Annotated in this window: 11 protein-coding genes; 7 read left to right on the top strand and 4 right to left on the bottom strand. The window is 63.2% G+C overall.

Annotated elements, in window-relative coordinates; translation table 11 throughout:
• Positions 1 to 67: 67 nt before the first annotated feature.
• Positions 68 to 988: a helix-turn-helix domain-containing GNAT family N-acetyltransferase gene (locus tag B4383_RS10085; RefSeq protein ID WP_078290564.1), complete on the top strand. Its 921-nt coding sequence runs from the start codon at positions 68 to 70 to the stop codon at positions 986 to 988.
• Here the strand turns inward: B4383_RS10085 and B4383_RS10080 are convergent.
• Positions 985 to 1,647: a TetR family transcriptional regulator gene (locus B4383_RS10080; RefSeq protein WP_078290563.1), complete on the bottom strand. Its 663-nt coding sequence runs from the start codon at positions 1,645 to 1,647 to the stop codon at positions 985 to 987. The genes B4383_RS10085 and B4383_RS10080 overlap by 4 nt on opposite strands.
• A gap of 170 nt (positions 1,648 to 1,817) precedes the next feature.
• Between B4383_RS10080 and B4383_RS10075 the strand changes: the two genes are divergently transcribed.
• From B4383_RS10075 to B4383_RS10060, 4 genes are read left to right on the top strand one after another with little or no spacing between them, the layout of a single operon-like run.
• Positions 1,818 to 2,240, top strand: coding sequence for an MmpS family protein (locus B4383_RS10075; RefSeq protein WP_139360669.1), 423 nt, complete (start codon positions 1,818 to 1,820; stop codon positions 2,238 to 2,240).
• Positions 2,237 to 5,176, top strand: coding sequence for an RND family transporter (locus B4383_RS10070; protein ID WP_078290562.1), 2,940 nt, complete (start codon positions 2,237 to 2,239; stop codon positions 5,174 to 5,176). The genes B4383_RS10075 and B4383_RS10070 overlap by 4 nt, the downstream gene beginning before the upstream one ends.
• A 46-nt stretch (positions 5,177 to 5,222) precedes the next feature.
• Positions 5,223 to 6,032: a serine/threonine-protein kinase gene (locus B4383_RS10065; RefSeq protein ID WP_078290561.1), complete on the top strand. Its 810-nt coding sequence runs from the start codon at positions 5,223 to 5,225 to the stop codon at positions 6,030 to 6,032.
• Between the two features lie 19 nt (positions 6,033 to 6,051).
• Positions 6,052 to 7,536 carry an amino acid permease gene (locus tag B4383_RS10060; RefSeq protein WP_078290560.1) on the top strand — a complete coding sequence of 495 codons (1,485 nt, stop codon included), beginning with the start codon at positions 6,052 to 6,054 and terminating at the stop codon, positions 7,534 to 7,536.
• Positions 7,537 to 7,539: 3 nt separating this feature from the next.
• Here B4383_RS10060 and rsmA read toward each other — a convergent pair whose 3' ends face one another.
• The 3 genes from rsmA to B4383_RS10045 all read right to left on the bottom strand — a co-directional run bounded on the left by rsmA (position 7,540) and on the right by B4383_RS10045 (position 10,479).
• Positions 7,540 to 8,430, bottom strand: coding sequence for a 16S rRNA (adenine(1518)-N(6)/adenine(1519)-N(6))-dimethyltransferase RsmA (gene rsmA, locus B4383_RS10055; protein WP_078290559.1), 891 nt, complete (start codon positions 8,428 to 8,430; stop codon positions 7,540 to 7,542).
• Positions 8,403 to 9,530, bottom strand: a complete 1,128-nt coding sequence (locus B4383_RS10050; RefSeq protein WP_139360667.1) for a resuscitation-promoting factor — start codon at positions 9,528 to 9,530, stop codon at positions 8,403 to 8,405. The genes rsmA and B4383_RS10050 overlap by 28 nt, the downstream gene beginning before the upstream one ends.
• A gap of 73 nt (positions 9,531 to 9,603) precedes the next feature.
• Positions 9,604 to 10,479, bottom strand: a complete 876-nt coding sequence (locus tag B4383_RS10045; protein ID WP_078290558.1) for a TatD family hydrolase — start codon at positions 10,477 to 10,479, stop codon at positions 9,604 to 9,606.
• Positions 10,480 to 10,510: 31 nt separating this feature from the next.
• Here B4383_RS10045 and metG point away from each other — a divergent pair, with 31 nt between their 5' ends.
• Both metG and B4383_RS10035 read left to right on the top strand, forming a co-directional pair.
• A complete protein-coding gene (gene metG / locus B4383_RS10040) occupies positions 10,511 to 12,100 on the top strand; it encodes a methionine--tRNA ligase (protein ID WP_078290557.1) in 1,590 nt (529 codons plus the stop codon).
• 87 nt (positions 12,101 to 12,187) lie between these two features.
• On the top strand, positions 12,188 to 13,345 hold the full coding sequence (locus B4383_RS10035) for an FAD-dependent oxidoreductase (protein WP_078290556.1): 1,158 nt from the start codon (positions 12,188 to 12,190) through the stop codon (positions 13,343 to 13,345).
• Position 13,346: the final 1 nt, after the last annotated feature.

Below are 13,346 nucleotides of genomic sequence, written 5' to 3'. Positions count from 1 at the left end.
GGCGCGATTGGCCGTTACCCGTCAAACAACGGAGACATCGCGGCTTTACCTGACTAAAGTCAGGTAAATGACAGATGCCCTGGTCGACGGCCTACGCAGCTTCAACAGAACCGTCACGCAACGGATCGGCGTCCTCGAGAGCGAATACCTCGCCCGAGACCGCCCGCTGGGGCAATCGCGGGTGCTGTGGGAGATCGGCACCCAGGGCTCAGGGCCTTCGGGGGGATGCGATATCCGCGAGTTGCGCGCCCGCCTGAGCCTGGACTCGGGATACCTCAGCAGATTGTTGCGGGCACTGGAAGGCGGCGGACTCATCGAGGTGAGCACCGCGGACGGCGATACCCGGGTGCGCACCGCGCGCCTCACCGGCGCCGGCCGCGCCGAACTGTCCGAGCTCGATCGCCGCTCCGATGACCTAGCACGGTCGATCCTGGAACCGCTCAGCACTAACCAGCGGCAACGGCTCGCCGACGCCATGGCCGAGGTCGAGCGGCTCTTCGTGGCCTCGCAGGTTCAGATCGCCATCATGGACACCCGCTCACCCGAGGCCCGGTACTGCATTCGTGCCTACTTTGAGGAGATTGCCGCCCGGCTCGAAAACGGGTTCGACCCGGCGCTGGCCTTGCCCGCCGGCGATGCCGAACTCTCCGCCCCCGCCGGAATGCTGCTCGTCGCAACCCTGCACGAGGAGCCCGTCGGCTGCGGCGGACTGAAGCTGCTCAGAAACGCTGGTCACATCATCGAAGCAGCCGAGATCAAACGGGTATGGATCTCCCCCAACGTCCGCGGCATGGGCCTCGGGAAAAGAATTCTCGCCGAACTGGAGCGGCAGGCGATGACGCACGGCGCCCGCACGGTCCGCCTGGACACCAATCGGGCACTCACCGAGGCGATCGCTATGTACCACTCGGCGGGTTACGCCGAGATCGCCGCGTTCAACGACGAGAAGTACGCACACCACTGGTTCGAGAAGCACCTCGAGGCCTAAGGCCTCTTCGCGGCCCCGATGCACGTGGCGGTCAGCAGCCGCGTCAGCGTGCTGGCGAAATCGGTGTCCCAATCCTCCGGAAAGCCTGGCTCTTCGCCGAAATCGTGTTCGAGCCCCTCGGGAGGATGCGTGAACTGCCACAGCATCCCGGCCAGCGCGAAGGCCGACGTGACGATGTCGAGCGCACCCTTGCGGTCGATCTCCGGCACCGCACGTTCTATCGCGTCGACGATCGTCATCGCGGCTGCCTGGTTGGCACGCTGGGCCTCACGGACATGGTCGAGCTCCACCTCGTGCTCGAGATGCAGATACTGGCTGCCCAGCAGATCGCAGAACAGCGGCGCTGCGATGAGAGAACTCGACAGCACGGCACCGACGTCTGCGGGCGACCGCTCTTGTGAACCGTCCAATGCCGAGCACACGGACTCGGCAAGCGCGGTCATGCCTTCGGTCGAGAGCCGCAACAGCACCTCTTTATGGGAGCTGAAGTAGCGGCGTACCGCGGAATGATGCACACCTGCGCGATGGGCCAAACCGGTGAGAGTGACCGACGCGACACCGGACTCCGACGCCAGCGAACGCGCGGCTTCCACGATCGTTGCCGCACGTTGACGCTTGTTCTCCTCAGAACGTGCGCGCCGGAAACTCAGGTGTGTCATCCGTCTCAAGATAACGCACGGCGCGTGACTTGCGGGCACTCTTACCCGCTGGTAGGTTGCTGTAACGCACACGCTATGCGTTATGCGTTAGGCGCGAAGGCTCCATGTATTTTCCGGTAATCGATCTGGTCGACAGCAACGGGTGAAGGGGTCCTGCGATTCTCAGCGTATTGAAGCGGGCGTGGATCCCGGTGGTGATGGTGCTCGTGCTCGCCATCGCAGGCTTCGCGGTATGGCGAATTCGCGGCATCTTCGGCTCTCATCAGCTGCCCACTTACGCCGGCAGCATGACCGACGACAAAAACAATTCCAAGCCCAAGCATGTGGTCTACGACATCTACGGCCCGCCAGGAACCATCGCCGACATCAACTACATCGACAAAGAAGGGGAGCCCCACCAGATCAACGGGGCGACGCTACCGTGGTCGATTGAGATCATCACGACGGCACCGTCGATGACGGGAAACATCCTGGCGCAAACCCGCAATGCCGATGAACTGGGCTGCCGCATCACGGCCAATGGCGAAGTAAAAGACGAGAGGTATACCAACGAGGTGAGCGCCTACGTCTACTGCTTTGTGAAGTCCGCATGAGCGGGGCACACGCCAACGGGGAGCCCACCTTCCTGGCCAAATGGATCCGGCGCCTCTCGATCCCCATCGTCATCGGCTGGGTGGCGGTCGTCGTCACCCTCGCTCTCTCGGCGCCCCAGCTCGAGCAGGTAGCTCAAGAGAACACCGTTTCGCTGAGCCCCTCCGACGCGCCGTCCATGAAGGCGATGAAGAACATGGGGCGGCTCTTCCAAGAGTCGGACTCCAACAGCGCAGCCATGATCGTGCTGGAGGGCGACCAACCGCTGGGCCCCGGGTCGCACAAGTTCTACGACGAGATGGTGTCGCAACTGCGCACCGACACCAAGCATGTTCAGCACGTCCAAGACTTCTGGGGCGATCCGCTCACCGAGTCCGGTGCGCAAAGCACCGACGGCAAGGCCGCCTACGTTCAGCTGAACCTCGCCGGCGATATGGGCGAGACGCTCGCGAACGAATCGATCGAGTCCGTCCGCAACGCCATCAAGAAACTGACGACGGATGAGCGCGGCAACGCGAAGCCGATGCCGGACGGGCTCAAGGTCTATGTCACCGGCCCGGCCGCGCTGCAGACCGACTTGGCCCATGCCGGCGACAGCAGCATGATCAAGATCACCGGACTGACCTTCATCGTCATCATCGTGATGCTGCTGTTCTTCTACCGGTCGATCTTCACCGTGTTGATGGTGCTCCTCATGGTGGGCATTCAGTTGGGTGCCGCACGCGGAATGATCTCGGTGCTCGGCGACAACCACATCATCGGGCTGTCCACCTTCGCGGTGAATCTCCTTGTGGTGCTAGTCATCGCGGCGGGAACCGACTATGCCATCTTCCTGATCGGGCGATATCAGGAAGCCCGAGTCAAGGGGCTGGATCGCGAAGCCGCCTACTACGAGATGTTCCATGGCACGGCCCATGTCATCGTGGGCACGGGATCGACGATCGCCGGCGCCATGTACTGCCTGAGCTTCACCCGCATGCCGTACTTCCAGACCATGGGCGTGCCCTGTGCCGTGGCGGTTCTGACCGCCGTGGCCGTCGCCCTCACCCTGGGACCGTCGCTGATCACCATCGGAAGCCGCTTTGGGCTATTCGAACCCAAGCGCGCCATGCGCATTCGCTCCTGGCGTCGCATCGGCGCCGCGATTGTGCGCTGGCCCGGCCCGATCCTGGCCGCCTCGATGGCGATCGCCATCATCGGTCTGGCCGCACTTCCCGGCTACCAGACCAGCTATGACGACAAGAAGTACATCCCCAAGGACATCCCCGCGAATCAGGGCTTCCAGGCCGCCGACCGGCACTTCGACCCGGCCCGGATGAACCCGGAAATGCTGGTGTTGGAATCCGATCACGATATGCGGAACTCCGCGGACTTCCTGGTCATCGACAAACTCGCCAAGGCCGTCTACAAGGTTCCGGGTATCGCACGCGTGCAAGCGATTACCCGCCCCCAGGGCACCCCGATCGAACATAGCTCCATCCCCTTCCTCATCAGCGCCCAAGGCGTCGGCCAAGTTCAGAATCTGAAGCTGATGAAGGACCGGATGGCCGACATGAAGGTCCAAGCCGACCAAATGGGACTCATGGTGGCCACCATGAAAAAGATGCTGGCCAACATGACCGAACTCACCGGCGTGATGCACCAGATGATCGTCGAAATGCACACCCTGCAGGGCACCATCCACGACATGCGGGACAGCCTCGAGAACTTCGACGACTTCTTCCGCCCCATCAAGAACTACTTCTATTGGGAGAAGCACTGCTTCGATATCCCGATCTGTCAGGCGTTCCGGTCGATCTTCGAGGTGCTCGACAAGATCGACGAACTCACCGAGAACATGGACGGCATGGTCGTCTCCATGGAGAAGATGGACGTCATCATGCCCCAGATGGTGGCGGACATGCGCGACATGATCCCGCTCATGGAATCGATGCAGACCATGATGCTGACGATGCACAGCACCATGGCGGGCATGTACGACCTGCAGGACGAGACCAGCAAGGACTCGACCGCCATGGGAAGGGCCTTCGACAAGGCCAAGAACGACGATTCGTTCTATCTGCCGCCGGAGATCTTCGACAACCCGGATTTCAAGCGCGGTCTCAAGATGTTCTTGTCCCCCGACGGCAAGACGCTGCGCATGATCATCTCGCATCGCGGTGATCCCACGTCGCCCGAAGGCCTTTCGCACATCGAACCCATCAAGCTGGCCGCGATCGAAGCCGTCAAGGGCACTCCCCTTGAGGACGCCAAGATCGAACTAGGCGGCACCGCAGCGACATTCAAGGACATGTCCGACGGCGCCCGTTACGACCTGATGATCGCCGGCATCTCCGCGCTGTGCCTGATCTTCCTGATCATGCTGCTCATCACGCGTAGCTTCGTGGCCTCGCTGGTGATCGTCGGCACGGTACTGCTGTCCCTGGGCGCCTCATTCGGCTTGTCGGTCATCATCTGGCAGTACATCCTGGGCCAGGAATTGCACTGGATGGTCATGCAAATGGCCATCATCGTGCTGCTCGCCGTGGGCTCCGACTACAACCTGCTACTGGTCTCCCGGCTCAAGGAAGAACTGCCGGGTGGCTTGAAGACGGGCATGATTCGGGCGATGGGCGGTACCGGCAGCGTGGTGACCTCCGCCGGCCTGGTCTTCGCCTTCACCATGATGGCCATGGCCATCAGCGACCTGACCATCATCGGCCAGGTGGGTACCACCATCGGTCTGGGCCTGCTCTTCGACACCCTGGTGGTGCGGTCGTTCATGACACCGGCCATCGCGACCCTGCTGGGCCGCTGGTTCTGGTGGCCGCTGAACGTGCGCACCCGGCCGCTGCCACCGCCGAGAACACCGCAGCCGGCGGCAGACGTAACGCCGCCCCCGGCGCCGGTCGGTGCGGGACCAGACCCGTCTTCGGAGTTCCCCAGACACGCGCACTAAGCCGAAATCCGCCACTACGCTGCGCGACTCATGACACCCTCGGTACATGCCTGTACCAGGTGGCGAATTCAACGGCTACGTCATCGACTCCCTTGCGGGCCGTGGCGGGACGGCACAGGTCTACCTCGCACACCGTGACGATGACGAGGACGCGCTTACGGTCGCGCTGAAGGTGCTGGATCCGCGGCATCGAAATCCGGAGAACATCGACCGATTGCACCGAGAATTCGAATTGGCCCAACGGTTCTCACATCCCCGCATCATCACGGTCTACGAGCGCGGTGAGGACTGGCTGGCCATGGAGGCGCTCACCGGCGGCTCGGCGAATGACTTGGTGGGCACGGATCAGAGCTGGATCATGCCGATCAAACTGTCTGCCCTGCAACAGATCGCCGGAGCGCTCGACTACATCCACGAAGCCGAGGTGGTGCATTGCGATGTGAAGCCGTCCAACATCATGCGCAGGCACTCGGGTAGCGCCGTACTCACCGATTTCGGCGTCGCCCAAGAGCTCGTCTTCGCGGACGGACCGCGCCGGCCCGTCGTGCAAACCTCGCTGCCCTACGCCGCGCCCGAGGTGCTGCGCGGGCAACCTGTGACGGCGGCCACCGATCAATACGCGCTGGCCTGCACCGCGGTTGAGCTATTCGACGGCAAACCCCCGTTCACGGCACGCACCGCGATGAAGCTCGCCGACCTGCATCTCAACGCCACACCCTGGCCTATTTCGTACCGCCATAAGCACATCCCGCGGGCTTTCGATTCCATCGTCGCCAAGGCCATGGCCAAGGATCCGTTAAACCGCTATCCGACATGTACGGAGTTCATAACACTTTTGACACACGCGATGACCTAATCCCCGGTACCGTCGCCCCATGGCATCTCCAGCTAATTACGATACGTCGGGCCTCGCGCGTGAGGACGAGGGATATCACAAGGGTCTGAAGAACCGCCAAGTCCAGATGATCGGCATCGGCGGTGCCATCGGCACGGGTCTGTTCATGGGCGCCGGAAAACGTTTACACGAAGCCGGACCAAGCCTGTGGCTCGTGTACGCCGTCTGCGGTGTGTTCGTCTTCTTCATGCTGCGCGCTCTGGGCGAGCTGGTACTGCACCGCCCGTCTTCAGGTTCCTTCGTGTCGTATGCGCGCGAATTCCTCGGGGAGAAGGCCGCTTACATCGCCGGATGGATGTACTTCGTCAACTGGGCGGCCACCTCGATCGTGGACGTCACCGCCATTGCCCTCTACATGCACTACTGGGGCAGCTTCAAGGCCATCCCGCAGTGGACCATCGCGCTGATCGCCCTGGTCATCGTGCTCACCCTGAACATGATCAGCGTCAAGCTGTTCGGCGAGATGGAGTTCTGGGCCGCACTCATCAAAGTCGTTGCACTGGTGGCCTTCTTGATTGTCGGCATTGTGTTCTTGGCGGGGCGGTTCACCGTCGAGGGCGCCACCACCGGACCCTCGATACTCGCCGACAACGGCGGGCTCTTTCCCACCGGATTACTGGCCCTTGTGGTGGTCACCTCCGGGGTGGTCTTTGCCTATGCCTCAGTGGAACTGGTGGGCACCGCAGCGGGCGAGACGGAACATCCCGAGAAGGTCATGCCGAAGGCTATCAACGCCGTGATCGTCCGCATCGCCGTATTTTATGTCGGCTCATTGATTCTGCTGGCGCTGCTGCTGCCGTACACCCTCTACAGGGAGGGCGAGAGCCCATTCGTGACGTTCTTTTCGCGGGTGGGTCTGCCGTACGCCGGTGACATCATGAACTTCGTGGTGCTCACCGCCGCGCTGTCGAGCCTCAACGCTGGCCTGTACAGCACCGGCCGCATTCTGCGATCCATGTCGATGAACGGCAGCGCACCACAGCTGTTGTCCCGCATGACATCCAATGGCGTTCCCTTTGCCGGCATCGCGCTCACCGCATGCTTCACCGTGGTCGGCGTCTTCATGAACATGGTCATCCCGGCCAAAGCATTCGAGACCGCCCTGGATGTGGCCGCGCTCGGCATCATCGCCTCGTGGGCCACCATCGTCATCTGTCAGCTGCGGCTCTACCAATGGTCGCAACGCGGCATCCTTCGGCGCGGCAAGTTCCAGATGCCCGGGGCCCCCTACACCGGATACGCGACGCTGGTCTTCCTGGTGCTGGTGTTGGCGCTCATGTGTTATGAAAACTATTGGAATCTGGTGGCTCTGGCGATCTTCACGCCGCTGCTCACCATCGGCTGGTACCTGTCCAGGGAACGAGTCATGCAGCTGGCACGTGAGCGAGTCGGCTACACCGGGCAGTATCCGGTGATCGCGGAGACGCCGATGATGGACGACCCGCCCAACCTCGGTGACAAGTAGAACCTAGACGATCGCCGAACGCTCCAGCAGGCGGGCGAAATCGGCGACGTCCAACGTCTCACCGCGACGCGCCGGGTCGATGCTGGCGGCCAACAGCCGACGCGCCGACTCGTCACCCGACCCCGCCCATTCGGCGAATGCGTTACGAGAGGTCTTGCGGCGCTGGGCGAATGAAATGTCGATGAGATCGAAGAGCTCCTTGCGGAACCCCGGATCGGAAGGCCATATCGCGTCCGGATGCCTGTCGATGCGCACCAGACCCGAGTACACCCGCGGAATCGGCCAGAACACCGCAGGAGACACCGTGCCGAGACGCTTCACCTTGCCGAAGTAGCGCACCTTGACACTCGGCACACCATAGATCCGGGAACCCGGCTCGGCCGTCAGCCGATCGGCAACCTCGGACTGGACCATCACCAAAAGGGTCTTCACCGAGTCGAATTCGGTAAGAATCCGCAGCAATGCCGGCACCGCGACGTTGTACGGCAGATTGGCGACCATCGCCGTCGGGGGTTCCCCGGAGATATCGGCGGGGGTGAGTTTCAGTACGTCCTGGTGAATCACCGAGAACCGGTTGAACTCGCTGTGCGAGTGTTCCTTGACGGTGGCCGGAAGGCGACGCGCCAGCACTGGATCCACCTCGATCGCCGTCACCGTGCAGCCCTTGTCGAGTAGCCCCAGTGTCAGCGAGCCCAGGCCGGGCCCAACCTCGATGACATGATCGCTTTTACCCACACCCGACGCCGACACAATCCGGCGAATGGTGTTGGCGTCGTGAACGAAGTTCTGGCCCAGCGTCTTTGTCGGTCGGAAATCGAGATCCTTGGCCAGTTGTCGGATCTCGGTGCGGCCGAGCAGCCTGATGGTCAGCGGGCACCGACCCTCGCGCTGCACACTGGCCAAGCTCCCCAACCCTGCACGGCCAACGTCTTCTCGGCAATGGCGATCTGCTCCTCGCGCGTCGCGAGATCGGCACGCGGTGCGTACTTGGCACCACCGTGCGCCAGCCACGTTCCGTAGTCGAACTGCACACCACCGTAGAAACCGTTACCCGTGTTGATGGCCCAGTTGCCACCGGCCTCACACGAAGCCAGCGCATCCCACGCCGATCCACGGGTCACGGTGGGAACCTCGGTGCCGGGCTTGGCGCCAACCCGGAGCACCGAGTTACGAGCAGGAGTCAGCACGTTGTTGGACACCGGCATCCGTCCGGTCTCGCGGCCATTGACCGACAGCACCGAGTACACGATGTCCTGGGATCCGGGAGCACCCGGATCTTCGACGACCGACCGGCTCATGTTCATCTCGGCGTCTTCGATCTTCTGCGGGGTCGGCTCCAACGGGGCCTGCTCGGTCACCGTGGAGACCCGGATGCGCGTCACGGTGATCGGCATGTCGGCCGTCACTGGGGTACTCGGTGCGGGATCGACGGTGTCGAACTGCTGCAGCGGGTTACCGGTGGCCTCCAGCAGCGCTCCCACGGTCGGGGCGGCGATGCGCGGGGTGCTGATCACGCCGCCGTCGTTGAGCTGAACGGTCTTGGCGCTCACCACCGCCAGCGACATGCCCTCCAGCGGGAGACGGCTGCCGCGGGTGGCGGCGGTCGGAGCGGTGTCGGTCATCGACAGCTGAGACAGCGCGTCGTTCACCGTGTTGGCGGTGGTCCAGACCTGCTGGGTGCCCTGCCCGTCCACGGAGATGTCCAGCGGACGCGAGCGCTTGAGAACAATGGTGTCGCCGTCGCTCACCGAATCGTGCTTGGCGGGAGCGACATCGTCGCGGTCGGACAGCGCGTATCCATAGTCGGCGAGGACCTCGGACACCTGTGACTTGACGGTCGTGACCGTCATGGCGTTTCCGTCGACGTTGAGAGTCAGGGTCTTATGCGCAGCGATGGCGTAGCCACCGCCCGCGCCGATCACCACCAGCAGGGCGGCCACAAGGGCGCGTAGCAAGGGCGATCGCGTTGCGTTGAGCTTCGTCAGTGCATTCACGAGTAGGAGATTCCTGCGTTCGTTTCGGTGCGTCGATACCGGATGTCAACGGTGACGAAACCCGGCGATCTGATCACGACACGGTAACGAAAGCATCGCACGGAGGCAACTCATCAACAATCTTGAACACCCTCAATGCCGTCGCGGTGGACGCGGCCGCTAATCGCTCGGGGTGTTGCCCGGTTATGTCAGCGAGGGCCCGGACGGTGTACGGCAGGCAGTACGACTCATTCGGCGCACCCCGATAAGGATGGGGTGTCAGGTAGGGCGCATCGGTCTCTACCAGCAGTTGTCCGTCAGGAATGAGCACAGCGGCCTCCCGCAGCGCCCGCGCGTTCTTGAAACTCACCGTCCCCGACAAACTCAGAATCCAGCCCTCAGCGACACACTTCTTCGCCATCTCGGCGTCCGATGAAAAGCAGTGGAAGATAACCGAGGACGGCGCGCCCTCGGACTTGAGCACATCGAGCACTTCGGCGTCCGCGTCACGGTTGTGAATCATCAGCGGCTTGCCCGTCCGCTTAGCCAGCTCAATGTGCCAAGCAAATGCGTCGCGCTGAACCGACGGCTCCGCGCAGCCCTCCAATCTGCCCGGCCAATAGAGGTCCACACCGGTCTCCCCGATCGCGACGACGCGGGGATGCGCGGCCAGCTTCTCCAACTCCTCGCGCGCACTGTCGGTGAGGTCGCCCGCACGGGTGGGATGCAAGGCGACAGCGGCGTACACCCGTGGATCTCCGGCAGCGGCCGACACCGCCCATCGGGCCGACTCGAGGTCGTCGGCCACCGTCACCACGCGCCCCACGCCGACGGACTCGGCGCGGTCGACGATGGCTCGTACGTCATCGCCGGTGACCGCACCGCACGCATCCAGATGGGTGTGGGCATCGATGAGGGGTGCCAGCGGCTCGGGATTAGGCGGGGCTTGCCTCTTATTGCCGGGCGTCATCAGAACACCAGTCTATAAAGTTGCTCAGACCATGCCTGAATCATCTGTTCCGAACTCTTCTGGGCCGAACTCTTCTAGCCCCTTCTACATCACCACCGCCATCGCCTACCCGAACGGTGAACCGCATATCGGGCACGCGTACGAGTACGTCGCGACCGACGCCGTCGCCCGCTTCAAACGGCTGGACGGCTTCGACGTGCGGTATCTCACCGGCACCGACGAGCACGGTCTGAAGGTGGCGCAGGCGGCCACCGCGGCCGGAATCCCGACGGCGCAGCTCGCGCGGCGCAATTCCGATGTCTTCGAGGCATTGCAGCGCAAGCTCAACATCTCGTTCGACCGGTTCATCCGCACCACCGACCCCGATCACCACGAGGCATCCAAGGCGATCTGGCGCCGGATGGCCGACAACGGTGACATCTATTTAGACACCTATTCGGGGTGGTACTCGGTGCGCGACGAGGCGTACTACACGGACGCCGAGACCACGGTCGCCGCCGACGGAACCCGCACCGCCACCGAAAGCGGTACCCCCGTCGAGTGGACCGAGGAGCATTCCTACTTCTTCAGACTGTCGGCGTACCAGGACAAGCTGCTGGCACATTACGAGGCGCATCCGGAGTTCATCGGCCCGGTAGTACGGCGCAACGAGGTCGTCAGCTTCGTCTCAGGTGGTCTGCGCGATCTGTCCATCTCCCGGACCACCTTCGACTGGGGAGTGCAGGTACCTGACCATCCCGACCACGTCATGTACGTGTGGGTGGACGCCCTCACCAACTATCTGACCGGTGCCGGTTATCCCGACACCGATTCAGAGCTGTTCCAGCGGTACTGGCCGGCCAATGTGCACATGATCGGCAAGGACATCATCCGGTTCCACACCGTGTACTGGCCGGCGTTCCTGATGTCGGCCGGAATCGAGCTGCCGAAACGGGTTTTCGCGCACGGCTTCCTCACCAACAAGGGCGAGAAGATGAGCAAGTCGATCGGCAATGTAGTGAACCCAGTCGATCTGATCGATCATTTCGGGCTGGACCAGGTGCGGTACTTCCTGCTGCGTGAGGTTCCGTTTGGCCAGGACGGCAGCTACACCGAGGACGGCTTGATCGGGCGGATCAACGCCGATCTGGCCAACGAGCTGGGCAATCTGGCGCAACGCTCGCTGTCGATGGTGGCCAAGAATCTTGGCGGAATCGTGCCGGAGCCGGGCGAGTACACCACTGAGGACACCGAACTGCTCGCGGCCGCTGACGGCCTGTTAGAACAGGCGCGCACACACTTCGAGGTACCTGCGATGCATCTCGCACTTGAGGCGATGTGGCAGGTGCTGAGCGCGAGTAACCGCTACTTCTCCGCCCAGGAGCCATGGGTACTGGGTAAGAGTGATGACGCGGCCGATCAACAGCGATTCGGCACCGTCCTGTACACCACGCTGGAGGTGGTGCGCATTGTCGCGCTGCTGGCGCAGCCGGTCATGCCCGAGTCCGCGGCCAAGCTGCTGGACCTCTTGGGCCAGTCCGAAGATCAGCGGGACTTCGCCGCCATCGGAACCCGGCTGAAGGCTGGCGTGAGCCTCCCCGCACCGACGGGCGTGTTCCCGAAGTATCAGGTGTCCAAGTAGGTCATACGTGATCCCGGTCACGGTCTGTCACAGATTTCATCGCACCGGTGTCTTGAGGGCATCAGCGACCGAAAGGAAGTCACCGAAATGACCGAGAACACGAATGTGACCGTGATCGGCGGGGGCTACGCGGGAACCCTGGCGGCCAACCAACTGCTGGCCAACAAGAACCTGACCGTGACCCTCGTCAACCCGCGACCCCACTTCGTCGAACGGATCCGCCTGCACCAGCTGGTTGCCGGTAACCGGGGTGCGACGGTCGACTACGACCAGCTGCTCAATCCGGCCATCCGCCTCGTGGTCGACAAGGTCACCCACATCGATGCCGGCGCCCACAAGCTGGAGCTCGCCTCGGGTGCGGTGCTGCCCTACGACTATCTGGTGTACGCCGTGGGCAGCACCACAACAACTCCCAACATCCCGGGCGTGGCAGAACACGCGTTGTCCATCAATGAGTTCGAACACGCCCAGCAGGTACGCGCCCGCTATGAGCGGTTGGCACCTGAGGCACCGATCGTGGTCGTCGGTGCGGGCCTTACCGGTGTCGAGCTGGCCGGTGAACTCGCCGAAGCGGACCGTCGGGTGACCCTGGTCTGCGGTAAGCAACTGTTGCCCTCGATCGGCGAACCGGCCCGGCGCGCGGCCGCCAAGCAGCTGGAAGAGCTGGGCGTCGAGGTGCTGGCACCCGCCACGGTCGTCGGGGTCGACGAGGACACCGTGACGCTGTCCGATGGGCGCGAACTGCCGAGTGCGCTGACGGTGTGGACCGCCGGATTTGGCGTACCGCGGCTGGCCGCCGACAGCGGACTGCGGACAGACGCGCTGGGGAGACTGCTCACCGATGAGGCGCTGGTCAGTGTCGACCATCCCCGCATCGTCGCGGCCGGTGACGCGGTCAGCCCCTCAGGCGTGCCGCTGCGGATGAGCTGCCAGGCCGCTGGGCCGCTGGCCGCACGGGCGGTCAAGACTGTGCTGGCGTTGGTGGACGGTCTGCAGCCGGTAGCGGGCGGGCAGATCTTCGTCGGGCAGAACGTCAGCATCGGACGTCGTGCCGCCGTCATCCAGACTTCACGTGCCGACGACACACCGCGCAAGCTGTTCATCGGTGGCCGGACCGGTGCCGCAATCAAGGAAATGGTCTGCCGCGGAACGGTTTACTTCCTGAAACAGGCCGCCAAGCATCCGAAGGCCTATTACTGGCCGCAAGGCGGCAAGCGCTCCGAAGCCCTCAAGGTGCAGGCGTAGC

Origin of the sequence: Mycobacterium sp. D16R24, from assembly GCF_002013385.1 — a bacterium.
Taxonomy (GTDB): domain Bacteria; phylum Actinomycetota; class Actinomycetes; order Mycobacteriales; family Mycobacteriaceae; genus Mycobacterium.
This window is presented reverse-complemented; position numbering and strand designations above follow the sequence as displayed.